Genomic DNA, 22,988 nt, shown 5'->3' on the forward strand with positions numbered 1-22,988 from the left:
TTTACATTCTCTTGTAATGATGACCCCTTTGGTCTCCCTTCCGAATTGCAGGATTTCATTTCGGAAGGGACTTTTTTACTTTCCCGCCTTGATAAATACTCATTGTTTTCTAGACTCTTACACAGACTTTGCTATGTCAGGTAAAGTCGTCGTTCAGGACTACCCGTGTGCTCAAGGATGAGCCACCCTGATTTGTTCAAGCTTTTCCCTGCCATTTAATTATCTCCCCCCAAAGAATTGTCCATTCGTATTATGGAGTACTCAATGTTTGCTACGGTTAAAGTCCAGAGGAGAGACTGTGTCCGAACCTCAGGGATGAGGCTCAATTTTTCCCGCAATTTGCTTTCCATGCTTTGTTATGCGCCAGGATGTCTTTCTTCGTCTGGCGGTCCAGAACGTTGATGTCTTGATCCGTCAAAAAGATTGGCTTCACCCAATCACAGGCGGTATCAACCACCACCGGGACGCTTCCATTCGTTACGCAGCTCGCGATCAACATCGTCGCCAGGCATATGATTAACAGTCTGCTGTACATTGCTGGCCTCTTTCGTTGTTTCTACCCTGCGTTCGGCTGCTGCGACCATTGCCGCTGCGTTATCTTCGGTTCGTTGCTGGTCGGCTTTAACTTCTGCTTTGCTGGTACCGCGAATATGGCCCAGGCCAAAAGCGCCGGCGATAGCAGAAATGACCAGTGCGGCCAGCCCGATTATTGTCTCGATACCCACACTCACCTCATACCAGAACTGATTTCGCCAGGTTAAACAACGCACGGCGTTTTTCCAGCCCGTTGCGGCCACCATTGATTAATAGTGTCACGCGCTCAACGTCGCCGGAATGAAGAAGGCAACCGCGGGAGGCATAGAACCATGCGGCTGAGCGCGCGGCGTATTCATCCTCTTCAAGCAGTTCCGGGTGGGTTACAAGGTCCAGTTTCAACGCCTGGCCACAACTGCGATAGTTACTCAGACCAGTAACCTGTTTCAGCCCGCGACCGCGATATTTCCATCCATCACCGGCAACCTGATTGCCCAGGTGTTCTTTTCCCCACTCACCACCGTATACCAGATTAGCGATCGCTTTCTGGTTTGCCGGTTGCGTTGCCGTTCTGCCAAGTGCAGCGGCTTGCTGTGATGTGATGCGGTGGCTGCCGAACGTCGGCACCAAGTTTTCTGCCGCATAATTAAGATTTTCCACCACACGGGTAAATCTTGAGCTTTCATGCCCCATCTGGGCAATAAACATCGCCTGATCAAGCTGTGTGGTTATGCCGTATTCCTTCATAGCGGCGTCGATATGCGGAAACCAGCGCGCAGCTAACCCGGCGCTGATACCAGCCGCCTTCTGAAATTGTGTTTGGTTCATTAGTCCCTCAGATGATCAACCAGACGTGCAACGTTGCCTTTGACGGCCACCAGCACGGAAAGGAATATGATGTTTGCCGCAATGGTGGCCCATGATGAATGCGGGTAAATCCCACACAGGTACGCCAGCGGTACAGCGCTGTAGGTGACGGTAATCAGCCAGGCTAAACGCGAAATCCATGGCCGATGCCGAGAATCACCTCGGCGATAAAACATCAGGGTAAACACCACACCGGCGCAGAGCAGCGCGTTGATAGTTGCCGATGGATCATTTAGTACCACCTGAACCTCCCCGGCGCGTTATCAGCGCCACCAGCGAGCCGATGTCCTGTTTGTTCAGGAACGTAAGGATTTGAACGGCCAGCGCAGAAACAATCACGGCACCGATGGCATCCAGTGGTTTATCGCTATATTCCGTCCAGGACGCGAGTTTAGAACCAACCAGACCAGAGCCAAGAATGCCGACGATATACGACACGACGAAGTAGGCCAGCCGGCGCAACACACTCAGGTCAGCTGCTGTCGCGATGTAAAATACGGCGCCTGCAAATGCACCAAAAACAACACCGTAGTCTGTCCCGGTCAATAAACCGTAGACACTGGCTCCGGTCAAAGCTAAACCGGCCAGCCCCGTGCCGGAAAATGGATCGGACATCGGCCCCCCCTCATATTGCTGTGAATCCTCTCAGTAAATTTGAGGGGAAATAAAAAAGGCCGCCCTGAGGCAGCCTGTGTTCTTCGAATTATGTTCATAAAGGTGGGGGTATGGGTCCTTCCAGAACGACCGCTTCACCGTTATGGCAAAGATCGTAGCCACGAGTTAGATGCCAGACGCCTCTGATTATTTTTCCTGTAACCATATCTTCGGTTTTACCGTGCGAAAAGTAGGCGATCTGGACACAGTCATTGTGTCTAATCCAATAATATCCCTCTTTCATAATTCACCTCTTAAATTGTTTCATTTAGAAGTGTATATGACGATTCAGAACCTGGTGGTCGACAAAACGTTTATTTGAGGATGAGATGCCGGGTGCTTCCTGGAGACTTATCTCTGCTCGTCAAAGTCGCGTACATACCTGCACATAGCAATTAACAAGACGTTCCACCGCTTAGGTGGGATTCACAACATTCATAACTAAACAGGTACATTCATATGATCAATAGACAAGTAAATCATGCAAAAAAAAGCCTGCTCAAATAGCAGGCATAAATAGCTAAGTTGGCAATAACTGAGGGTGTGGTGCCGGGTGCCTCCCGGTGGAAATGCTTACAGAGTTCATCTCCGCGCGCTGGTTGGACACTCTGGAGAAATGTCCTGCTGAACCGCCCCTCCGCTTAGGGGGATCCACCACAAAAACGCTTTCAGAAACATCCATTACGCAGGATGCTTAAGAAGCATATGTGCAGTATGAAAAATCTGCCACATAATCAGATGAATATATTCATTTCATTGGCACAGACAGTGGGCCTTCAATCACTTCAGCCTCACCGTTGTGGCAAATATCATCACCTCGTGTCAGATGCCAGACACCAGTTATTGTCTGGCCCGTTTCAAGGTCCTCGGTGACACCGGCGGTGTAGTAAGCGACCTGCACTATGCCGTTGTGCTGTATCCAGTAGAAACCTTCTTTCATTGATATCTCCTCATAGTGAGGATTTGATTATATGGCAGCGGTGTGAGTGATGATGTTAGAAATACTAAATCGTTAATTAAGTAATTCTCTGGTCCGCCATCGAGGATTCGAACCCCGAACCACAGAGGTAGAAGCTCCGTGCTCTTTCCAGTTGAGCTAATGGCGGAAAAAAAAAGACCAGCAATGAGATGCTGGTCATGGGTCATGCAGTTTTCTCTGCGATGTAGGTGTATCCCCACCAAGTGTTTTCAGTATCGAGAACATTATCAAATGCCTATTAAAAGATAGTTCCTTTGATGAAACATATGCCAAATAGTTGTGCTTCCCGAAATTTCTAAGAAAATTCTTGGCCCAACCATAAACACAAACACCTTCTAGAGTGAGCTGTTTGTGCAAGAGGTAGGTCATAAAGCAAAAAAGCTGCCTTTGGGCAGCCTAAAGATAAAGAAATTAAAGTTGTGGTGCCGGGTGCCTCCCGGTGACTCTGCGCTAGACCACAGAACCGCGTTCCATAAACCCGACTGGTTTTGCCTAGCCGCCCCACCGCTTAGGGGGATTCACCACCTGAGCACTTTACGCGGCATAACGCTTAAAAGATACATTTTATTTACTATTTACAAAGAAACAAAAATCCCGCCGTAGCGAGGTTCAGAATTTTTAACTATGGATATATAAAGCCCATCGTTAGACTAAAATTACCACAGTTTAGGGAAAAGTAAATAGCTCACGATAAATTCACGCCCTATTTTGTTATCTTCTTGAACTGCGCATCAGCCCAAGCCTCTTCTATGTCAAACTTGGTGATTAGATGATCGTAAAATGGTTTAACAGACTTCTTCCAGGAATCGAGGCTGATTGCATCAGTTATCTGACACACCGCTGCGTATGCCTCGGTAGATGGGATTCGTTCATATCCACGGCCACTACAGCGTTTGCAATCAGCCAGAACCGGGATGCCCTGGTGTTCTGTAAGAGCCTGATTGATGGCTTTCCCGCGTCCATGGCAATCTCTACAGGCACAACTTACAACCTTCTTACCCTTACACTGAGGGCAGAGAACGCGAGCTATCTCCCTGACATGTCTGCGTACCTCGTATTCAGAAGGTCGAATATTTTCGACGCCCATATTCAGGGACAACCTCACGAACTTCTTCTCTTTTGCCGGAGTGTGAGACTTCGTGCTGAAAACCTCCGCATCAACAAACCCTTCCCCATTGCAGCCATCGCACTGCTTCACGCTGGCGGCGCTGCGGGAATAGTCCTCGAACGCGATGGTGGCCAGCTGGTGCATCACCATCGGTTTAATCTCTGCATCAAGCTTCCGCAATGCCGCAACCCGGTCACATTTGGTCAGCGCGTACTGGGCCAACAATTCAATTGCCCTCTCCCGGTCATTATTGCTGATCCCCATCTTCCCGAGAAAAGCGCTATAACCCATGGCGGCCCGTTCCTGCGTCATGCCTATAGCGGCCATAATATCCGTTCCGGTTAATGAGTCTGACGCAGTAGCACGCGGAGAGTCGCTAATCATTGTCGATTTGGCGAAGTGGTATTTGAGGGTATTTTTAAGATTCATGCGGTCTCCAGCTCGGTAATGGTGAGTTCTAATTTCCCGCCCTTAACGACAGGCATCTTCACAACGCGATAGTCGACTACCTGGCAGTCATCCAGCCAGAATTCCGCCTTGGTTAAAGCGTCGAATGCAGCTTTTTGGAGGTTATCCAGATCGCGGCGCCGGCGGTCGGGCATATGACATTCAATTCGGATTTTGAGTGGTGCGGCCGTCCGGATATTAAGCCGGGCGCTTCGAATGGCACTGGCAACCGCGTAGCGATACGCGACGCCTTCAGCGCTAATGTGCGTGCGCCCGCGGTTGTGCCGGTAATACCGGTTGTTGCTCGGCGGCCAGGGCAAAGTGAATTGATATGTCTTCACATTCACCCCCACATCCGGTTTCGCCAGCGTATATCCGGGCGTGCTGGTGTATTTGAGGTCGGAAGGAATGCACTGACAGTCCAGGTCACGTAATCCTGGTTAAGGCTGCGCTCCACTCTCACACCGCGCGCTCTGTAACGCTTAACCAGTTCGTCGGCCTGTTCGGTGCTGCATTCGGTATGATGGAACCAAGAATGTTGCATGCCCATCACCCCGCAAAGCCAAGCAGCTGCGCGGCGACATTTTCGGCCTCATCGCGACTGCGGAATGAACGAGACAGGACCCAGCGCCAAAGAACATCGAGCGCAGCTTTATAAAGTTGCTGGAACTCGAGTTCGTCCATGTTGGCGAATGAGATGCTACGTGGATGCTTTTTTAGTGTGCCGTCAGGTAGCTGAATAGCATCAAAGTGCCCTGCCTCGACGATTACCCATGAGCGGTAAGCATCGAAGGATTTGCACAAGCTAATGCCATTTGTGACGCGCCGGTAAGCAACCTGCTCAAGATACTTCTCGGCAGCGTCGATCAGCGCGCCCTCATTCCCGCCATACGAAGCCAGGAACTTGGCGTAGCCGGTTATCAGCTTCCGCTCGTTACTCGAGATAGCCCCGCCGGCTGGTTCCCAGTATTCAAAACCGAGGCTGAGAAGCGCGAAAAAGCGCCGGTGAAATACAGGGTTTCGTACCCGCCTGAACTCGGCAACAAGAACATCGCCAAGACGGGTTTTGGTTTGCAGGATATCGCTGGTCTCGGGCGTAGCCGGGATCAGTATTCCTGAGTGGTGTTTTATAAGTTGTAATTCTAGCGCCATGGTTATCTCCGTGGCGCATCAGGTATAGGTTGTTCAGGCCTATGAAAGAATAATATCAGACGGTGGTGTAACTCGGTACCCCAGTCGTTTTGCAAATTGCATAAACCCGTTGAGAGTAAAGATTTTTTCCTCGTCGAGTAACGGTCGTAATGAAACTATTCCATTTACTCGATAAACCAGATATCTCCCTTCCGCCGGGAAGCTATAAATAACTGCTTTATCGGCCCTTCTGACCACGTCGTACCATTGATCATCTGCATTAAAGGCTTCTGCACTACACACTATTTCCCCCAGAGCGACGTATTGACGCAATAAACAGTAACCGGGAACAGCCAGGGGAACGCAAACAGCGATACTCTTTGAAACTGCTCCAGTGAAATTCACGCGATTAATAAAACCACTCGTCCGCGCTTTTCCAGTTCTTCTGCACGTTGTGTTCGACCTCTTTCTTGTCGCCCCCGAAATCAGCCAACCCATCATTGCCGGCACGCTTAATCGTAAGCTGGTAATCATCGAACTGCTTACTGAGTCTTTCGAGCAGTTTTGACTCAAGTGCAGGTATAGCCCTATCAGGAAGTTTCTTCATGCGATCAATGGATAACTCGATTTTCATTTTCCCCTCCGCAATGAACAACTGTATGCATATACAGTGCATTTATAAACGTATCTCACGGATTTTGCAACGATTAATGAGTGTTAGGACGACGGAGCGCTTGCAGGCTTGTAGGTATCTGTTTTATGGACGATATAGTAGGAATCTCGGATTTGGCCGTCAAAAATCAATAGTTATGTTGAATAGCTTTAAGTGGAGTTTTGTGCAGTTTCGCTACAAGATTTTGGTTTTGAGGTGAAATTAATAGAATGAAAATTCGGAAAGGCTATTATGGAGCTTGCTGTTATTGAGAAAAAAATTAGTCAGCAAGCTCTGAAACGACATGAAGCATTACCAAAGCGTAATGTGATCCAACCGATTATCGAAATTCACTGAGATGCAGGCACTCTATCATCCTGACGTAAAGCCTCGATCCCGACTTTCTGACCATAAGAAAGTTCAAGTGTATTGCCATCAGGATCAGCGAAGAAGACATAATAACCTACCGGTTCGCCTGCCTGAGCCGGTTCTTTTCGCAAGATGCCCTCCATTCTAGCCATCGCTACCTTATTGTCGATTTCTTCAATGCTTGAACAAGCTACTCCCAAGTGACCAAAATTACCTAAAGGGGTGTCAGTCACAGCATCAACCTGGACAAGGACAAGCGCAAAAGGGCGAGCTCGGTCACTTAACCACGCGACTTTACGTGCCTCCGGAAGATCAGGCTCTCGCCTATGTACGACTTCCATACCAGCATAACGGCTGTAGAAATCAATACTTTTTTCCAAATCTCTAACAACAAACGCAACGTGCGTAAAACCGACATCAATCTCTTTCATTAGGCTAATCCTTTGACTATATCGAGAATCGCCATCTTAAAAACTCAAGCTAACTTGAGGTCAAGTGCCTTTCATTCAATGCTTTTGCTGGATTTCTTGCACGTATCGTTCAATGTCGTTCAGGGTTGCAGCCTATGCTAACTAGCTCCAGCAAAATGAAGATAAGGCCCGCTACGCAAAGAAGAAGAGATAAAGTTAAAGCCACAATGAAAACCATTAGAACCTCCATGTGATAATTTTTACTATCACAATCTTAGAATCAATTTTTACTTTGTCACGTGTGCATACCAAGCAAATTTACGTTGCAGAATCGTGCATTTCTTGCAGGATTAAACCACATTAATTTACTGGTTTTTTTGTGAAGCATTTTACTCTTCATGGACAATTTTAACGGTACCGTACTCGAATTTGTAAATTTTTCAGTTAAATAGCCCAAACTGATCTTTCTTATGCTACTTTAGAAGAAAATCCTTTAAAGTGTGCAACTATGCTTACCACTCTCATCTATCGAAGCCACCTGCGAGCTGATACACCAATTCAATCCATTATTGACATGGTCAGTGAAGCAAATTCCCGAAATGAATGTGCGGGGGTAACTGGTGTTTTACTTTTCAATGGGATTCATTTCTTACAGCTTCTGGAAGGTGATGAAGCAGCTGTAATGCAAATCTATGAAAAGATTTGCCTGGATACACTTCACTTCAACATTGTAGAACTCTTATCCGATTATGCCCCCTATCGACGATTTGGCCGCTCAGGCATGGAATTAATTGATATAAGACTATTCAGTAAAGAAGAGTGTCTGGACAGGGTTCTTCAACGTGGAACAACCCAACATAAAATGCTTTACAACGACAGAGCCTTAAGGTTTTTCCGTACATTTATAGATTCTGCTGAGACAGATAGCTATTATGAACTTCCTGATAGGTTCAGTTGGTTTTTTTCATCCGATCAAATAGATGTATCATCAGTTGATCCCGCCATTATCGAAGATATGTATGCAGTTATAGACCCTCTCGCTGCCCAGATCCATTCTTTTGTCTTGAATGCTAAATCAGATAATGACGTTATAAAAGCCAATAATTTACTTTTTGATTTGGAATCGAAGAAAGATTTGTTAAAAATTGCAGGGGGTTTCATTACCTCTTCACAACGAGTATCAATAACACTCTTGCCTTTAACCTTACTGAGGGTACCGAATGCGATTGAGATTTTGCTCGATTACATCAGAGAAAGTAACTTACACCCAGAACAAGTTATAGTTGAGTTTTCTGAGAGCGAAATAATCCCTGAAATTGATGAGTTCGCGCATTCCGTGCAGATTCTCAAAAGCTGCGGTTTAAGTGTTGCTATTAATGACTTTGGTGTGGGAAATGCAGGTTTATTGTTTCTTTCGAAATTTCAGCCTGAGAAGCTCAAAATACACCCTCAACTAATCCATAATATACATAAGGACGGCTCTAAGCAGGCGATACTGCAAAGTTTAATACGTTGCGGCGAACTTTTAGAGATAAGGATTTGTGCAACAGGTGTCGAACAACCAGAAGAATGGATGTGGCTAGAATCCGCGGGTATATTTTGCTTCCAGGGCAATCTTTTTTCAAAATATGATAAAAATGGATATTTGAAGATCTTCTGGCCAGAATCTAATGAATTCATAGAATGTTAAAAAAAACTTGTAGACTTATTACTTTTTCATAGGCTTAACGCAGTCATAATCGATGGGTGTCAAGCTGGAAGCGGATAAACTAATATATAGTGAAAAGTCAGCGGGCCCGGCGGATGCACAAGCAATGCTTCAGTACTCAGCTAAAATGCGGTAAACGGCGCAGGCTTAGATATTTGGCCTCAATTTCGTTTACGAAGAACCAGTTCATCCCTATACCCTCCTACCAGTTTTCATCCAGTCATATTTGGCTTTTATAGCTCAGCTGGTACCGACCGGTAAGCGATACTTGGGCAGCAAACGCTGCCGCGCCTATACAGTATTGGCTTACCTTTTATCTGAAGTGCTCACGCTTTCATCCTCTTTCCCCTTGCGATGTTAATTCTCTCAACGCATTCTCTTAATGCTTTGACTTGCTCCGAAGATAGCTCAGATTCATCAATTGTGGCTAGAAGTGCGTTGAGGGAGCGCTCAATATCGTTTTTAGTCAATCGTAAACAGATAACCTTAACCCAACGTGGCGAGAACTTGCTGAGGCCGATTGCTCTTGTAATGCGCTGTTTCATGAGATGCCTCTTTACCGCCAGTGGTGGCGATTTGTAACTCGGTTATAACACACGTGAAGAAGACTTATGTGACTATTTCGCCTTAGAAATTTCTAAGGGTCGTTTAGCCAGGGTAACCGGGCTTTCAGTGAACATCTAAGTTGGTTTTCCAGCATGTCACAAAAGCGCCTCGTCATTACCCGAAGCGGCTTATCACGCGAAGGTAGTTTTTACGGTCATACACAGGCTGGAATGTCAGCTTTGTGCCAGTAGCGAAAGTAGTTAACAACCATCAGTGTTGTTTAACGGGGAAAGGATCACTACAACCTCTCAAATAAAGCGTTGCTCGATGCAGGTTTATTGACGTCGGGCACAACCGCTTGCCCGTTTCATTTGGTTATTTTTATCTTGCTAGCCTTTTTTCAATACTGCCATAATGCATTGATAACAATATAATAACATCATCTCGGGTCACCACCTTTTGCAGGGAGAAGAATGAAGATGTTGCGATCGCTACAGGCGCTCTGCCTGATGAGCTTTTTTCTGGCGGATGTGCGCGATGGGCTCGGCCCCTTTCTCGGCATTTATCTCACTGAACAGCACTGGCGACCGGATGATATTGGATTTGTGATGACCGCAGGCGGGATTGCGGCGCTGCTGGCGACGGTACCCGCAGGGATTATGATCGATGCCACGCGCAAAAAGCGCCTGCTGCTGCTCGCCTGCTGCGCGCTGGTCACGCTGGCGACGCTCATGCTCTGGTACAGCACCCGTTACAGCATTGCGATGTTTTCGCAGATTGTGTCCGGGCTGGTCGCCGCGCTGATTGGCCCGTTGGTAGCGGGGATCACGCTGGGCCTGACCGGCCAGCGCGGCTTCACGCGGCAGATGGGCCGCAACGAGGCGTTCAACCACGGCGGCAATATGCTGGCGGCCGTGCTGGCAGGCGGCGCGATGTGGCTGTGGGGCATCGGCGCTGTCTTTGTCCTGATGACGGGCATGGCGGTTTTCACCGCGCTTAGCGTACTGGCGATCCGCGAGCAGGATATTGATCATGACGCGGCGCGCGGCCTTGAAACCGGCGATAAGGCGCAGGTGGTGCCGCAGCTGTCAGTGCTGATGCGTCATCCTGTGTTGCTGACGACCGGGATCACGCTGCTGCTGTTTCACCTCGGAAACGCTGCGCTGCTGCCAATGCTCAGCATGCGCGTGGCTGCTACCGGCAGCAGCCTGTGGAGCCCTGGAATCTACGCGGCGACGACGGTAGTGATTTCGCAATGCGTGATGATCCCGGTCGCCCTTCTGACCTCCGCGCAGGCGCAGCGCTATGGCTACCGGCGGCTTATTCTGATTGCGCTTATTGTGCTGCCGGTGCGCGCCGCCCTGGCCGCCAGTTTTGCCGGGCCGTTATCCGTTATTCCGGTGCAAATTCTGGATGGCGTTGCCGCTGGGATCCTGGGCGTGGCGGTGCCGGGCTATATTGTTAACGCGCTACGCGGGTCCGGGCACATCAACGCGGGGCAGAGCGTGATTATGCTGATGCAGGGCGCGGGTGCCGCGTTTAGCCCGGCGCTGGCGGGCAGCATCGTCGCGCATTCGTCATGGCGCATGGCATTTGCGACGCTTGGGGGGGTGGCGCTTGCGGCATTAATTGTCTGGTGGCGCGCGGCCGGACGGGTATCGGCTACGGCATAATGACCGCCGCAAACCAGCTGCTCAGTATATACTGTTGATATTGCGTTCTTCTTTGTGAGAATGGCTCATGATCGCTTCCGTTCTTATCGCGCTTGTCGCCGTCATACACATACATATTCTCGTGCTTGAGATATTTTTGTGGGACACGAAAACAGGCCGCAAGGCTTTTAATCTCAGCGCTGATTTCGCCCGAGACAGCCGGGTGCTAGCCGCCAATCAGGGGCTGTATAACGGTTTTTTAGCGGCGGGATTGTTCTGGGGGCTGTGGCTGGGCGACGGTGGTCTCCAGTTTAAATTGTTTTTTCTAGTATGCGTGCTGATTGCGGGTCTGTTTGGCGCAATCACCGCCAGCAGGATAATTCTTTATGTGCAGGTGCTGCCCGCACTGCTGGCGTTAATTGCGCTGTGGATGGGACTATAACGGCGCAGGCCGCGCATGTGCCTCATTCAATAATACTTACCTGCGACTGGCTGTTCTACCAGGAGAACAGCACGAGATGCCAGAGCCTTGGCTCTTTGCGGGAAGGGTCGATTAATCTGACGTGTTCCCTGATAATTCACACAGAAGGCTGTTAGCAATGTCCGTTCCTCGCTCAAAGCAGACCATTTAATCCCTACGCCCTCCCATCGGCTTTCATCCGCTCATACTTGGCTTTGAGCAACTCAGCTGGCGTTGGCCCCTTCTGCGTCAGTGGCGCAGCCAGAGCCCGTCGAACAGGCGGAATCGGCTTCCCAGCCAGCACCCGCTTTTCCCACTTATCCAGAATATCTCCGGCTTCACGCTCGAGCTCTTTATGACTGAGTTGCCCATCAGTTCCGCGGCGCCGTAGTTCGAGGCAAATGTGGTAATAAACCGGCTTAGGCCACGGATACAGCTCGCTGCTCGGGTACCGGAACACCAGCTTACGCCACTTCCAGTATTCAGCCATGACGTCACCGGTGGTGATTCCCAGCACGCAGCGCCCTTCCCTGCACCACTTGATGAACTGGCCAGGTGGCGGCAGGAATGGACGCTCCTGACGACGCACCATGCGCATGCCTGCTTCAACCTGCTCCATTGTGGTTATCCCGTTTTCTTTGAACGCCAGCACCCATTGCCGGCGAATCTCGTTCACGTCTTCCTGGCTGCGATTAACCAGGCTTGCCGGGAACGCGGCGGCCAGCTGTACGAATAGCCCATTGATAATCTGCGCCACCTGCTGCGTTTGTTCGCGCTCGGTGTACTGCTCAGGCAAGTTATGGGCCACACGGCGAGCCTGTTCCCTGTCAAAATTGCGAATGCTCTCGGCAAGGTTTTTCATTCCAGTACCCCGTCAATCCAGTCGGTGTTATGCAGGTCGATACCGCTCCGGAAAGGTTTTACCGCCCCGGTTGCGCGCAGCCGTTTGGTGGTGAGCTGATCCCACTGTTTGCGCAGACTCGAAGGGCTCAGGATGTTGTCTTTCCAGAACTCGTCCCTGTTGGCCCACTGGAACAAATCGCAGATTTCGTAGTGCGTGCGCTTGTCCTGGACGCGCATCAGCCTGATGGTGTTTGCCCATTCAGCCCAGTTTGGTTCGGATAGCGAAGCGTTGACGGTGAGAAGCCTGTCGTAAATCCAGCGAGCGGCCTTGAGGTCGTCAGCGGATCCCCATGATTTACCTGCCGGGGTGTATATCCCGGCGGCAGCTTCTGGATGGCGCGAGAGAAACTTTTGAGTTTTCTGGTTTCGGGATTCGTCAGAATTCCGAGACGAGGATCTTTTAATATTGTTCTTGTTATAGTCTTGGGTGTCTACCGTTTCCGGGAAGGTTTTTCCCGTTTTCGGTAACACTTTTCCCGATTTCGGGAAGACTTTTCCCGTTTTCGGTTTGTCTAAAATCCAGGCGGAAAGGTCAGTATTTATACCGACCGTTTTCATCACACCCTGCTTCTGACTGAAGATAATTTTGCGTTCAGCAAGTGATTTGAGCGCATCCGAAACGTGGGAATCACTCAGCCCTGTAAGTTCGGCTATCACCGTGTTCGTCACACGGTCCTGCTTCTTGTTCCAGCCGTAGGTAAGCCAGATCACTGCTTCAAAACACTGCCACTCCCGGCCTGACATTCTCAGACGAGGCTTGAGCTGTTGGATCTCGTTAGCGACCTTGGTATACCCGTTCGACAGGTCGGCCATACGACCTCCCGGTTGTTCGGTTCTGTGGGGGAAATTGATAATTTCAGCTGTGTTTGACATACTTAGCTCCGCAATTACACTCCGTTTTTGCACCTGAAAGCCGTTGGTGTTCGAGCACCGCGGCTTTCGCCTTTTCTGAAGTCTTCACATTGCCCCCAGCATGGTTGTGACCATCGCCAGCAGCGGCGCTGTAAGGTCAGGATCGACTCTGAACATTTCGAAAATCCCCTCGCCTAACTCCCTCAGCTTTTCCTTCTTCGGTGCATCGAGCATCAAAGCTTGCTTCGCCTCACTCACCTCTTTTTCCAACCTGGCCATGCGGTAGGCAAACGAGTCGTTTTTAACGACACGGTCGCGGTATCGAAGCGGTAAGACAGACATGATCGCGGGCACGAGTTGTTCGACGTTCTTTCGGTACGAAGCGGAATCTTCTTTGTTGTCGAGCCAGCGGAACAGCTTCACGTTCCAGACATCTGCCTGGCCAGAGAAATCCACGCCATCAAGTTGGAGTTCTTCCGCCGCTTCTTGGATTTGAAGCGCAACAGCTACGCGCCCTTCTGCCGCAGCCCACGCCCGGACAGCAGAACAAATATCTCGATGATCAACATCCTGCGCTGCCGGTTCGCTTTGATGACACTGGAATATCAGTGAATTAGACGAAGCTCTGCTACTCTGTTGAAATGAAACAGTTTGCATTGTTAGGGCTCCTGTTTAGGTAAACCGTCTGTTGGGTTTGGGTAGAGATCTGGGCGCAACTCGTGCGGAGTTACGCCGGTAACCCCATAAATTTGCAGAACTCGATCTGCCGGGACGACGCCCTGATATCGATTTCGCCAATGACTAACAGTCATGGCGCTTACGGTTAGCAGTTGCGCTAAGCGCGTAGCAGTTCCTGCTTTGGTAATTGCTTTATCAATTGCTTTCATAAATAGCTCCTGTAATAACCACGCAATTAAACATATTGTTTATGTTAGTGTCAACATTTTGAATATTGAGCTAATAAACATTTGGTTTAGAATTCGTCCATGAAAAAAAAAACTCATCAGATTAACCACCCACAAGTTCAGCGGCTTAACGAGATTCTTGAGCTCAAGAAGTTGACCAAATCAGACATGGCCCGTATTTGTGGCGTCAGTGCTCAGTCGGTCAATAACTGGTTCGTACGTGGGACGATTGGTAAAAGCTCAGCGATTAAGCTGGCGGATGCGCTTGGGGTGAGCCTTGAGTGGCTGCTTGGCCAAGATGTTGGCGAGAAAGATGGACTGAAGCCGGACGAACAACGCCTGCTGGAACTTTACCGTCAGCTTCCCGAAGAAGAACAACAGAACATGCTTCGCATCTTCGCGCTTCGCCTGAAAGAGCTAGACGAACTATATGATAAGTATATGAAAGGCCGGATTCGTTCGCAGGATGATTGAGTAATCCTTTCAGCAATGATTCGTAAAGATCTACTATAAGAAATGGCCATAAAGTGGCCTTTTTTTATGCCCCTCTAATAACTAGCACATCCCTTGTACTAAGCGCCCATTTCCCGGACTTCCAGCCTGTATCATTCCGTCGAATTTTTTGCCTCCAAAGAACAAAATTTCACTCTCAATAAGCACCGAATAAACATTTTGTTTATTTAAAATTACTCATTTTGTTGACCTGCACTTAAACTTTGTGTTTAATCTAACTCATCAAGACGCATCACGTTCCACCAAGGCAGGATGCCCACGAAGTAGCCGCCGACGGCATATGAACAGTCGGATGAGGTGGAGAGATTAAAGCGCATCAGGTGTAAACGTTCCGCTGGCCGGCGTTAAGGCAAACGAGGGTGAGAATGATTGATTTCGCACGCAAACCAGGACGGCAACAGGCTGTAAAGCTGAACTTCTTCGAAGTGATTCTTCGCCGCTTATGCTACCTGCTGGCGCAAAAGGGGGATCCAGATGTGTAACTCGACGAAATGCGGGTACTGCGGCAAGCCGGTTGAACCGGAGGAAGTAGTTAAAAGCACCCTTCTCTATCGCAACGGCTCACAGCTGGCGCGCAAAGAAAAAGAATACTGCTCTGAACGTTGTGCTTCGTACGACCAGATGGCCCACGAGGCATAACGTAAAAGCCGCGCAAGGCGGCCCGTACGTCCGGTGCTCCCGACCAAAGTTACACCGGAAAACTACTTAAACAACCAAAGTTCACCCAATGGGCGCTATCTCTGGCCCGGGGATCTTACATCCAAAAAAGAGGATCTCACATGGAATTTTTCTATGTAGTTAAGGCTACGCAGAAATCTGGCAAAGAAGACGCAGTGATTTGGTTCACTGCTAAATCAGAAGCCCGTGCAAACCTACAGCTCGATGTTGAGCTGGAAGATGCCGGTATTGAAACCGGCCGCGGTAAGGATTATGCCAAACCGGTTCGCACCGATTTCCCTGTTTACAACGACCTGCCGGAAGAAAGCACAGTGGATTACACCTGGTGCAAACGCTACGCCCTCCAGGACGATGGACGCTCCTGGCTGCCAAAGGCTGGTACTGAGTCGACTGGTGCCGTGGACGAAACTGCCGCACCGGAAACGACCGTTAAAGTCGAAACTATCGTCGAGAGTGTCCCGCTTGAAAACCGCACTCCAGCGGTCCGTTTTGCTGTCCACCTGATCAGCGACAAATACCAGTCAAACATCACTAAAGAGCAGCAGCTGGCTGCAAGCGAAATGTCTCTGGATGAAGGCAACACCTATCTCCAGAATCTGCTGCTGGCGAAGAACGACATCCCTGAAGTTGCCGAACTCAGCCTGAACGCTGAGTGGAAACTGGTTCAGGCGATTAAGCAGGTCTTCGCGCCAGATGAAGAGCACGAAGTAAAGCTACTTACTGCTTTCATGGCCGACTGGTTGAGAGTAGATGCCGGCGACCGTAATGAGGTAGTGAGAGAGTGGAGGAACGGAAAGCTTACTCTGCTCAAATCAGAAAGAACCAGCGACGCCGATTTTACAACCGATCAGGTTCCAGAACCTGAAAACGGTATTCAGATTGACGAGAATGATGACGAAACCACACGTTATCCGGTCGTTCGTATGCCATTTCGCAAGCAGCTACTCGCTCAGTTCACCGCCGATGAACTGCGCCACCACTTAACCCGCGAAGAATACGAAGGTATCAGCGCGCTGGAAATGGACACAGACAACAGCTATGTCCAGAACCTGCTGCTGGCGGCAGAAAACTGCGAAGAGGTGAAGGGTTACGATACCAAAGACCTGTGGCGCTACACCGACGCCATTCGCAAAGTGTTCAGCCAGGAGAAGCGTCACGAACTCGCTTTGGTTCTCCGATTCACCAGAATCTGGGCTGCGACTGATTACATTGACCGCGGCACCCTGGTGCGCGAATGGGTTGAGGGTAATCGAATTTCTGAAGTAGGTTCTCCTGCACCTTTAGAACCAGAAAAACCAGAAACAACCGAATCCTATAAACGCGCTGTTGCCCAGAACATGGCGAACTTGAGCATTGAGATCGCGATTGCTCAGCTTTACCCAGATGCAGTACCGGGGCAAATCAACCGTACGCAACTCCTGGCCGCCAAAGAACTCGCTGACAAAAAAGATGAGTCGCACGCCAAGGCGCTCAAGGTTCTTAGTAAAACCACCGACATCCTCGACTACGACGCCAACAGTATTTTTGGAGTTACCCGCGCTATTTCATGGTCTGGAGAAGAAAGCACAACCAAACTGCGTAGCCAGGTGCGTGAGTGGTTCACGGCGAACGGCATCTATGAAAGCGGTGAGCGCTCTAAAGGCTATCCAGAATGGAACGAAGACTCCCGCGAGGTTCGTCATTCCACAGTGGAAGAACCAAGTACTCCAAGCCAGACAAAGGTCGCAAGCCTTGGAAGCGGCGTGTTCTTCATCGATGGCCTGATGGATGGAAATACCGAACCGGTCATCAATACCAACTCAAATGAAGTCGAAAAAACGGAAAACACAGCGGAGACCACCAGCGATGTGCAGATGGAAACGGCTAAGCCAGAAAAAGACGAAGATGTTGGTTCGGTACCACCGAGCGAAAGCACTGATGCAGCTAATTCGCAGACAGATTCCGTAGAAGCAGACCAGTTGCACGAAACAACAATTGACGTTCAGGAATCGAACCCAGAAGTGGAGTTCCCTGCATACTTCGAACCTGGCCGCTACGAAGGTCTGCCGAATGATGTTTATCACGCAGCAAACGGCATCAGCTCAACTCAGGTGAAAGATGCCCGTGTGTCGCTGATGTACTTCAATGCGCGCCACGTTGAGAAAACCATCGTCAAAGAGCGCTCTGCGGTGCTGGACATGGGCAACTTGGTACATGCGCTGGCGTTGCAGCCTGAACAACTGGACGCAGAATTCAGCGTTGAACCGGTAATCCCGGAAGGCGCATTCACAACGGCCGCGACCCTGCGCGCCTTTATCGATGAGTACAATGCCAGCCTGCCGGCGCTGCTGTCTGCCGACGACATTAAGGTGTTACTGGAAGAGTACAACGCCACCCTGCCGCCGCAGGTTCCGCTTGGCGCTAACCTGGAAGAAACGGCGCAGAACTATATGGCGCTGCCAGCTGACTTCCAGCGTATTGATGGTGACCAGAAGCAGACGGCGACGGCAATGAAGGCTTGCATCAAAGAGTACAACGCGACCCTGCCGACGCCGGTTAAAACCAGCGGCAGCCGTGACGCGTTGCTGGAGCAATTGGCAATCATCAACCCTGACCTTGTGGCTCAGGAAGCACAGAAACCGGCGCCACTGAAAGTGTCCGGTACCAAAGCAGACATGATCCAGGCCGTGAAGGCAGCCAAACCAGATGCCGTGTTTGCCGACGAGTTGCTAGATGCCTGGCGCGACAACCCGGAAGGGAAAGTACTGGTCACACGCCAGCAACTCAGCACCGCGCTGGATATTCAAAAAGCTCTTCTGGCACACCCGACCGCTGGCATGCTGCTGACCCACCCGAGCCGCGCCGTCGAGGTGAGTTACTTCGGCTTTGATGAGGAGACGGGCCTGGAAGTTCGTGTGCGCCCTGACCTTGAGATCGACTTGGACGGCGTGCGTATTGGTGCTGACCTGAAAACCATCAGCATGTGGAACGTTAAGCAGGAAAGCCTGCGCGCCAGGCTACACCGGGAAATCATTGAACGTGATTATCACCTGAGCGCGGCTATGTACTGCGAAACCGCGGCGCTGGACCAGTTCTTCTGGATTTTCGTCAACAAAGACGAGAACTATCACTGGATCGCCATCATCGAGGCATCCGCAGACCTTCTGGAACTGGGCATGCTCGAGTATCGAAAAGCAATGCGCGCTATAGCAACCGGCTTCGACACAGGGGAATGGCCAGCGCCAATCATCGACAATTACACCGACGAACTGAACGACTTCGACCTGCGCCGCCTTGAAGCGCTGCGCGCTCAGGCTTAAGGGGGATTTATGCAAAATACTAATGTTACGGTTACTGACCAAAACACCGTTGTTAACTCAAACGTGGCTTTGTTCGATTCCCAGTATCTGAACGCCATCAGCACGTTCGCGCAGATCATGGCGCAAGGCACCGCGACTGTTCCTAAACACTTACAGGGTAATCAGGCCGACTGCATGGCGGTAGCAATGCAAGCGGCACAGTGGCAGATGAATCCCTTTGCCGTGGCGCAGAAGACGCACCTGATTAACGGTGTGCTCGGGTATGAAGCTCAACTGGTTAATGCCGTCATTTCACGCAGCGGCGTGCTTGCCAGTCGTTTTGATTATGAGTGGTACGGTCCATGGGAAAAGGTTGTAGGAAAATTCCACATCCGTAAAGGCGATAAAGGCGAGTACCGCGTCCCGGGCTGGACCTTGGCTGACGAAGCCGGGATCGGCATCATTATCCGCGCAACCCTGAAAGGCGAAGACCAGCCGAGAGAACTGGATTTACTGCTGGCTCAGGCCCGTACCCGAAACTCTACCCTGTGGGCTGACGACCCTCGCCAGCAGCTGGCGTACCTGGCTGTCAAACGTTGGGCGAGACTGTTCTGTCCGGATGTGATTCTGGGCGTTTATACCCCCGATGAATTGGATGATCGCCGTGAAGAACGAGAGGTAAACCCTGCCTCAGCGCAGCACGTAAGCCTTGCAGACATTTCAGGTGACAACGTCACTACAACGCAAACGGCTCAGGAATCAGCTCAAAACATCGATGCACTTGCTGATGATTTCCGTGACCGCATCGAGGCGGCTCAGGATGTGGATAGCGCTAAAGCTCTGCGCGCAGATATTGAAACCGTGAAAGCAACGCTGGGTTCTGCCCTGTTCACTGAGCTGAAAAACAAGGCCGTGAAGCGTTATTACCTGGTAGACGCACGCAACAAGGTTGAGGCCGCAATCAATTCCTTGCCACCATCAGATGATCCTGATGCAGCTGCGCGGTTCGCAGAAGTAGAGCGCGTTCTTGCATCGTCGAAACGCCATCTGGGCGACGAGCTGCATGGTCAGTTCAGAATCACCCTGGCGGATATGAAACCGGAATATGTGGGCTAACGAGATCGGGAGGGGAATCCCTCCCTCAAGGAGAAGAAATGCGACTGATTAATCGAGGCAGTAAGCAATCCCCTTTGGCTCGCCAGGCATGTGAAATCGCACTCGCAGCCCACCAGCGAAGATATGGTGACTATGGGCGCAGCAAGATGAAAGAGACCTATACGGTGAGAGTGGAAGGCGTGAAGGTCTGGGTTGAAGTGGTCAACTGCAAGGCAAGCTACGTGGCCACAGCAATGACCGGCATGCGCCGACTGCGTTCCCTGCCCGGCCAGGCAAACTGAAACTGAAATATCAACGATTAAAGACCGGCATATCTATACTCATGCCGGTTACCTGAGGTGAACAATGTCGCAGGTAATTTACGATTCAGAATGGGGCGTTGCTTCAAAACTAAAAGAGAAGACAGGCCTTACAGATCGTCAGATTAAAAGCTATCGCCAAACCTCCTGGGTAGAAGGTGTTCATTTTAAGAGAATCCCATTGGATGGAAGCTGCTCCGAAGAGCGAGGACTTGTCTGGTACAACATCCCAAACATTAACAGGTTTGTGAAGGAGGCATAATGGCTGCAATGCCAACGGGTGTTGAGATCCACAACAATAAGATACGAATAAGTTTCAACTTTCAGGGCGTTAGATGCCGAGAAACATTGAAAGGATGGATCGTAAATGCTTCGAATCTCAAAAAAGCCGGGAATCTAAGGGCCAAAATTGTAAGCGAGATTCAGCTGGGCACTTTTGACTACCGGGGCGTGTTTCCGGAGTCAAAGGTAGCAGCAAAGTTTTATGCATCTAAAAATATTACGACGTTCGCAGAACTTGCAGCAACCTGGCACGAAAACCATAAAATCGATCTCTCCCCCAATGCCACAAGAAGCTATGGGATAGCTGTAAGAACGTTAACAAAACTAATTGGCCCTGAAACACTGGTTGCATCCATCACCAACAGCGACATTCTGGGCTGGAGAAAAGAATTACTGACTGGCGAGACTAACTATGCACCCGAAAAGAGGAGAAATAAAACCGGCCGCGCCGTTAGAACAGTAGATTATTATCTGGCCATCCTGCGACAAATCCTCGACTATGCGGTTAAAAATAAAGTCATTTCATATCAACCATATGTCGGGATAAAAAGGCTTCGTAAAGGGCAAACAAAACCAGACCCACTTCTGAGACATGAGTTTGAGCAGTTGAAAGAGACTGCTCCGCCTCAGCAAAAAAACATGTGGCAATTTTTTGCTTACACCGGCGTTCGGCCCGGTGAGCTTTGCGCTCTTGCCTGGGAGGATATCGATCTTAATTCCGGCGAAGCTAACATAGCGCGCAATCTAACTCAGGAAGGCTTGTTTGGACCACCCAAAACTGAAGCTGGATACCGGAGGATAAAGTTACTTGAGCCGGCTCTGGAGGCTTTGCGAGCTCAAAAGGTGCTAACGGGAGGTTCCCCAAAGGTACCAATCACTTTTCACCACCGGGAGTTCGGAAAAACAGAAACGCAGAAACTGCATTTTGTGTTTATGCCTCGACCTCAGAAAGGCAAGCAGGCAGCCTACTATTCAGTTAGTTCTATTGTGTCACTATGGGATATTACGGTAAGACGATCGGGCATTCGCCGCAGACGCCCCTATCAGTTGCGTCATACATACGCGTGCTGGATGTTGTCGGCAGGTGCTAATCCTGCTTTTATAGCGAATCAGATGGGTCATGAGAATGCAGAGATGGTCTTCCATGTATACTCTGCGTGGATAAATGCTCTCGATAGCGATCAGGTATCATTTTTGAATCAGCGCTTTGGCGGATATGCTAATGCCCCTATAGTGCCCCTGAAGCTAAAAACAATGTAGTTAATTTATTGATTTTCCGGTGATATTTAATGAAAAAGCTGTTTGTACAGTTTTATCTTCTGCTGTTTGTCTGCTTCCTGGTAATGACGATGCTGGTCGGGCTGGTCTATAAATTCACCGCAGAGCGCGCGGGCAGACAATCCCTGGACGACCTGATGAAAAGCTCGCTCTACCTGATGCGCAGCGAACTGCGTGAAATTCCTCCGCATGACTGGGCACGCACCTTAAAAGAACTGGATCTGAATCTGTCGTTTGACCTGCGCATCGAGCCGATGAAGGATTTTGATTTAGCGCCGCCCGCGATGCAGCGCCTGCGCGACGGAGACATCGTGGCGCTGGACGAAAAATACACCTTCATTCAGCGTATTCCCCGCAGCCACTATGTCCTGGCCGTCGGGCCGGTACCCTACCTCTATTACCTGCACCAGATGCGCCTGCTGGATCTCGCCCTGCTGGGCTTTATTGCCATCTCGCTCGCTTTCCCTGTTTTCATCTGGATGCGCCCGCACTGGCAGGACATGCTGAAACTGGAATCCGCCGCGCTGCGTTTTGGGGAAGGTCATTTCACTGAACGTATACACTTCGACAGCGGCTCCAGCTTTGACCGCCTGGGTATTGCCTTTAACCAGATGGCCGATAACATCAACGCCCTGATAGCCAGTAAGAAACAGCTGATCGACGGCATTGCGCATGAACTGCGCACGCCGCTGGTACGCCTGCGGTATCGTCTGGAGATGAGCGAAAACCTGACCGATGCGGAATCTCAGGCGCTCAATCGGGATATTGGCCAGCTCGAAGCGCTGATTGAAGAGCTGCTGACCTATGCCCGCCTCGATCGCCCTCAGACAGAGTTGCACCTGAGTACGCCGGATCTCCCCGCCTGGTTACAGTCGCACATTAACGATGTGCAGAGCGTTAATCCTCAGCGAAAACTGCTGACGGCTATTACTCCCGGGGCGTATGGCGCGCTGGATATGCGCCTGATGGAGCGCGTGCTGGATAATCTGATGAACAACGCCATGCGCTACAGCGAAACTACGCTGCGCATAGGTTTAGATTTGCAGGGGAGCCAGGCGATTCTGCATGTGGAAGACGATGGTCCCGGCATTGAGCCAGCCGAGCGTGAGAAGGTTTTCGAGCCGTTTGTGCGCCTCGACCCCAGCCGCGACCGCGCTACCGGCGGCTGTGGTCTGGGGCTGGCGATTGTCCGATCCATTGCCCTGGCGATGGGCGGCACGGTTCGCTGCGAAGCCAGCGAGCTGGGAGGGGCCCGCTTCGTCTTTAGCTGGCCGATCTATCACAACATTCCCCTTCCCGTACCTGCCTGACCTAAACCGCACGCTGGCCTGACCCGGCGTGTTGTGCTATACCTTTAGTATGTTGTA

Annotated in this window: 26 protein-coding genes, 1 tRNA gene and 1 pseudogene; 12 read left to right on the top strand and 16 right to left on the bottom strand. The window is 50.3% G+C overall.

Annotation, left to right across the window (positions count from 1 at the left end):
* Nucleotides 1-449: 449 nt before the first annotated feature.
* From A3466_RS00005 to A3466_RS00060, 12 genes are all read right to left on the bottom strand, one after another.
* Entirely contained in the window at nt 450-725 is a 276-nt protein-coding gene (locus tag A3466_RS00005) for a hypothetical protein (protein WP_063449445.1), read from the bottom strand.
* Nucleotides 726-732: 7 nt separating this feature from the next.
* Nucleotides 733-1,362, bottom strand: a complete 630-nt coding sequence (locus A3466_RS00010; protein WP_063448875.1) for a glycoside hydrolase family 19 protein — start codon at nt 1,360-1,362, stop codon at nt 733-735.
* The gene (locus tag A3466_RS00015) at nt 1,362-1,643 is read right to left on the bottom strand and encodes a phage holin family protein (protein WP_063448876.1); all 282 of its coding nucleotides are present in this window, start codon (nt 1,641-1,643) and stop codon (nt 1,362-1,364) included. Before A3466_RS00015 ends, A3466_RS00010 begins: the two co-directional genes overlap by 1 nt.
* On the bottom strand, nt 1,630-2,016 hold the full coding sequence (locus A3466_RS00020; protein ID WP_063448877.1) for a phage holin family protein: 387 nt from the start codon (nt 2,014-2,016) through the stop codon (nt 1,630-1,632). The genes A3466_RS00015 and A3466_RS00020 overlap by 14 nt, the downstream gene beginning before the upstream one ends.
* A 787-nt stretch (nt 2,017-2,803) precedes the next feature.
* A complete protein-coding gene (locus A3466_RS00030; RefSeq protein ID WP_063448879.1) occupies nt 2,804-2,995 on the bottom strand; it encodes a hypothetical protein in 192 nt (63 codons plus the stop codon).
* An 89-nt stretch (nt 2,996-3,084) separates the two neighbouring features.
* Nucleotides 3,085-3,161 (bottom strand) — tRNA-Arg (locus A3466_RS00035).
* A gap of 576 nt (nt 3,162-3,737) precedes the next feature.
* Nucleotides 3,738-4,571 carry an antitermination protein gene (locus A3466_RS00040; RefSeq protein ID WP_063448880.1) on the bottom strand — a complete coding sequence of 278 codons (834 nt, stop codon included), beginning with the start codon at nt 4,569-4,571 and terminating at the stop codon, nt 3,738-3,740.
* On the bottom strand, nt 4,568-4,930 hold the full coding sequence (rusA, locus tag A3466_RS00045; protein WP_063449446.1) for a crossover junction endodeoxyribonuclease RusA: 363 nt from the start codon (nt 4,928-4,930) through the stop codon (nt 4,568-4,570). The genes A3466_RS00040 and rusA overlap by 4 nt, the downstream gene beginning before the upstream one ends.
* 2 nt (nt 4,931-4,932) lie before the next feature.
* Nucleotides 4,933-5,139: a hypothetical protein gene (locus A3466_RS23560; RefSeq protein WP_074160880.1), complete on the bottom strand. Its 207-nt coding sequence runs from the start codon at nt 5,137-5,139 to the stop codon at nt 4,933-4,935.
* Nucleotides 5,139-5,741: a DUF1367 family protein gene (locus A3466_RS00050; RefSeq protein WP_063448881.1), complete on the bottom strand. Its 603-nt coding sequence runs from the start codon at nt 5,739-5,741 to the stop codon at nt 5,139-5,141. The genes A3466_RS23560 and A3466_RS00050 overlap by 1 nt, the downstream gene beginning before the upstream one ends.
* Before the next feature lie 388 nt (nt 5,742-6,129).
* Nucleotides 6,130-6,354 (bottom strand): DinI-like family protein, encoded by a 225-nt coding sequence (locus A3466_RS00055; protein ID WP_063448882.1) that lies wholly within the window; start codon nt 6,352-6,354, stop codon nt 6,130-6,132.
* A 368-nt stretch (nt 6,355-6,722) separates the two neighbouring features.
* Nucleotides 6,723-7,172 carry a VOC family protein gene (locus A3466_RS00060; protein WP_063448883.1) on the bottom strand — a complete coding sequence of 150 codons (450 nt, stop codon included), beginning with the start codon at nt 7,170-7,172 and terminating at the stop codon, nt 6,723-6,725.
* A gap of 487 nt (nt 7,173-7,659) precedes the next feature.
* On the opposite strand from A3466_RS00060, the gene A3466_RS00065 reads away from it, so the two are divergent.
* The 3 genes from A3466_RS00065 to A3466_RS00080 all read left to right on the top strand — a co-directional run bounded on the left by A3466_RS00065 (nt 7,660) and on the right by A3466_RS00080 (nt 11,499).
* Nucleotides 7,660-8,841: a diguanylate phosphodiesterase gene (locus A3466_RS00065; protein ID WP_063448884.1), complete on the top strand. Its 1,182-nt coding sequence runs from the start codon at nt 7,660-7,662 to the stop codon at nt 8,839-8,841.
* A gap of 1,043 nt (nt 8,842-9,884) precedes the next feature.
* Nucleotides 9,885-11,078 (top strand): MFS transporter, encoded by a 1,194-nt coding sequence (locus tag A3466_RS00075; protein ID WP_063449447.1) that lies wholly within the window; start codon nt 9,885-9,887, stop codon nt 11,076-11,078.
* Nucleotides 11,079-11,145: 67 nt separating this feature from the next.
* Nucleotides 11,146-11,499, top strand: coding sequence for a DUF1304 domain-containing protein (locus A3466_RS00080; protein WP_063448886.1), 354 nt, complete (start codon nt 11,146-11,148; stop codon nt 11,497-11,499).
* A 193-nt stretch (nt 11,500-11,692) separates the two neighbouring features.
* Here A3466_RS00080 and A3466_RS00085 read toward each other — a convergent pair whose 3' ends face one another.
* The 4 genes from A3466_RS00085 to A3466_RS00100 form a co-directional block, all read right to left on the bottom strand.
* A complete protein-coding gene (locus tag A3466_RS00085; RefSeq protein ID WP_063448887.1) occupies nt 11,693-12,379 on the bottom strand; it encodes a replication protein P in 687 nt (228 codons plus the stop codon).
* Nucleotides 12,376-13,293, bottom strand: coding sequence for a replication protein (locus A3466_RS00090; RefSeq protein ID WP_063448888.1), 918 nt, complete (start codon nt 13,291-13,293; stop codon nt 12,376-12,378). The genes A3466_RS00085 and A3466_RS00090 overlap by 4 nt, the downstream gene beginning before the upstream one ends.
* A gap of 84 nt (nt 13,294-13,377) precedes the next feature.
* Nucleotides 13,378-13,929 carry a toxin YdaT family protein gene (locus A3466_RS00095; RefSeq protein WP_063448889.1) on the bottom strand — a complete coding sequence of 184 codons (552 nt, stop codon included), beginning with the start codon at nt 13,927-13,929 and terminating at the stop codon, nt 13,378-13,380.
* Between the two features lie 2 nt (nt 13,930-13,931).
* Complete coding sequence (locus A3466_RS00100; protein ID WP_022651300.1) at nt 13,932-14,159, bottom strand: transcriptional regulator; 228 nt, start codon at nt 14,157-14,159, stop codon at nt 13,932-13,934.
* 99 nt (nt 14,160-14,258) lie between these two features.
* Between A3466_RS00100 and A3466_RS00105 the strand changes: the two genes are divergently transcribed.
* From A3466_RS00105 to rstB, 9 genes and pseudogenes are all read left to right on the top strand, one after another.
* Nucleotides 14,259-14,651 (top strand): helix-turn-helix domain-containing protein, encoded by a 393-nt coding sequence (locus A3466_RS00105; protein WP_063448890.1) that lies wholly within the window; start codon nt 14,259-14,261, stop codon nt 14,649-14,651.
* Between the two features lie 365 nt (nt 14,652-15,016).
* A pseudogene (locus tag A3466_RS23570) lies at nt 15,017-15,172 on the top strand (hypothetical protein); the annotation flags it as partial.
* Nucleotides 15,165-15,329, top strand: a complete 165-nt coding sequence (locus tag A3466_RS23385) for a YdaE family protein (RefSeq protein WP_023296471.1) — start codon at nt 15,165-15,167, stop codon at nt 15,327-15,329. The pseudogene A3466_RS23570 and the gene A3466_RS23385, both read left to right, overlap by 8 nt.
* 140 nt (nt 15,330-15,469) lie before the next feature.
* Nucleotides 15,470-18,667, top strand: coding sequence for a RecE family exodeoxyribonuclease (locus A3466_RS00115; RefSeq protein WP_063448891.1), 3,198 nt, complete (start codon nt 15,470-15,472; stop codon nt 18,665-18,667).
* A 9-nt stretch (nt 18,668-18,676) separates the two neighbouring features.
* Complete coding sequence (locus A3466_RS00120) at nt 18,677-19,762, top strand: RecT family recombinase (protein WP_063448892.1); 1,086 nt, start codon at nt 18,677-18,679, stop codon at nt 19,760-19,762.
* A 38-nt stretch (nt 19,763-19,800) separates the two neighbouring features.
* Complete coding sequence (locus A3466_RS00125; protein ID WP_047365628.1) at nt 19,801-20,043, top strand: DUF4060 family protein; 243 nt, start codon at nt 19,801-19,803, stop codon at nt 20,041-20,043.
* A 64-nt stretch (nt 20,044-20,107) separates the two neighbouring features.
* Nucleotides 20,108-20,323, top strand: coding sequence for an excisionase family protein (xisR, locus tag A3466_RS21860; RefSeq protein ID WP_023296467.1), 216 nt, complete (start codon nt 20,108-20,110; stop codon nt 20,321-20,323).
* Nucleotides 20,323-21,603, top strand: a complete 1,281-nt coding sequence (locus A3466_RS00130) for a site-specific integrase (protein ID WP_074160881.1) — start codon at nt 20,323-20,325, stop codon at nt 21,601-21,603. Before xisR ends, A3466_RS00130 begins: the two co-directional genes overlap by 1 nt.
* A 29-nt stretch (nt 21,604-21,632) precedes the next feature.
* On the top strand, nt 21,633-22,931 hold the full coding sequence (rstB, locus tag A3466_RS00135; protein WP_063448894.1) for a two-component system sensor histidine kinase RstB: 1,299 nt from the start codon (nt 21,633-21,635) through the stop codon (nt 22,929-22,931).
* Nucleotides 22,932-22,988 lie beyond the last annotated feature (57 nt).

This window comes from Enterobacter genomosp. S (assembly GCF_001631805.1).
Lineage (GTDB): Bacteria > Pseudomonadota > Gammaproteobacteria > Enterobacterales > Enterobacteriaceae > Enterobacter > Enterobacter quasihormaechei.

Excerpts from the sequence above, each read along its gene's own strand:
- A3466_RS00010 (WP_063448875.1), bottom strand. The coding sequence starts at position 1,362 with ATGAACCAAACACAATTTCAGAAGGCGGCTGGTATCAGCGCCGGGTTA.
- A3466_RS00020 (WP_063448877.1), bottom strand. The coding sequence starts at position 2,016 with ATGTCCGATCCATTTTCCGGCACGGGGCTGGCCGGTTTAGCTTTGACC.
- A3466_RS00030 (WP_063448879.1), bottom strand. The coding sequence starts at position 2,995 with ATGAAAGAAGGTTTCTACTGGATACAGCACAACGGCATAGTGCAGGTC.
- A3466_RS00040 (WP_063448880.1), bottom strand. The coding sequence starts at position 4,571 with ATGAATCTTAAAAATACCCTCAAATACCACTTCGCCAAATCGACAATG.
- A3466_RS23560 (WP_074160880.1), bottom strand. The coding sequence starts at position 5,139 with ATGGGCATGCAACATTCTTGGTTCCATCATACCGAATGCAGCACCGAA.
- A3466_RS00050 (WP_063448881.1), bottom strand. The coding sequence starts at position 5,741 with ATGGCGCTAGAATTACAACTTATAAAACACCACTCAGGAATACTGATC.
- A3466_RS00055 (WP_063448882.1), bottom strand. The coding sequence starts at position 6,354 with ATGAAAATCGAGTTATCCATTGATCGCATGAAGAAACTTCCTGATAGG.
- A3466_RS00060 (WP_063448883.1), bottom strand. The coding sequence starts at position 7,172 with ATGAAAGAGATTGATGTCGGTTTTACGCACGTTGCGTTTGTTGTTAGA.
- A3466_RS00065 (WP_063448884.1), top strand. The coding sequence starts at position 7,660 with ATGCTTACCACTCTCATCTATCGAAGCCACCTGCGAGCTGATACACCA.
- A3466_RS00075 (WP_063449447.1), top strand. The coding sequence starts at position 9,885 with ATGTTGCGATCGCTACAGGCGCTCTGCCTGATGAGCTTTTTTCTGGCG.
- A3466_RS00080 (WP_063448886.1), top strand. The coding sequence starts at position 11,146 with ATGATCGCTTCCGTTCTTATCGCGCTTGTCGCCGTCATACACATACAT.
- A3466_RS00085 (WP_063448887.1), bottom strand. The coding sequence starts at position 12,379 with ATGAAAAACCTTGCCGAGAGCATTCGCAATTTTGACAGGGAACAGGCT.
- A3466_RS00090 (WP_063448888.1), bottom strand. The coding sequence starts at position 13,293 with ATGTCAAACACAGCTGAAATTATCAATTTCCCCCACAGAACCGAACAA.
- A3466_RS00095 (WP_063448889.1), bottom strand. The coding sequence starts at position 13,929 with ATGCAAACTGTTTCATTTCAACAGAGTAGCAGAGCTTCGTCTAATTCA.
- A3466_RS00100 (WP_022651300.1), bottom strand. The coding sequence starts at position 14,159 with ATGAAAGCAATTGATAAAGCAATTACCAAAGCAGGAACTGCTACGCGC.
- A3466_RS00105 (WP_063448890.1), top strand. The coding sequence starts at position 14,259 with ATGAAAAAAAAAACTCATCAGATTAACCACCCACAAGTTCAGCGGCTT.
- A3466_RS23385 (WP_023296471.1), top strand. The coding sequence starts at position 15,165 with ATGTGTAACTCGACGAAATGCGGGTACTGCGGCAAGCCGGTTGAACCG.
- A3466_RS00115 (WP_063448891.1), top strand. The coding sequence starts at position 15,470 with ATGGAATTTTTCTATGTAGTTAAGGCTACGCAGAAATCTGGCAAAGAA.
- A3466_RS00120 (WP_063448892.1), top strand. The coding sequence starts at position 18,677 with ATGCAAAATACTAATGTTACGGTTACTGACCAAAACACCGTTGTTAAC.
- A3466_RS00125 (WP_047365628.1), top strand. The coding sequence starts at position 19,801 with ATGCGACTGATTAATCGAGGCAGTAAGCAATCCCCTTTGGCTCGCCAG.
- xisR (WP_023296467.1), top strand. The coding sequence starts at position 20,108 with ATGTCGCAGGTAATTTACGATTCAGAATGGGGCGTTGCTTCAAAACTA.
- A3466_RS00130 (WP_074160881.1), top strand. The coding sequence starts at position 20,323 with ATGGCTGCAATGCCAACGGGTGTTGAGATCCACAACAATAAGATACGA.
- rstB (WP_063448894.1), top strand. The coding sequence starts at position 21,633 with ATGAAAAAGCTGTTTGTACAGTTTTATCTTCTGCTGTTTGTCTGCTTC.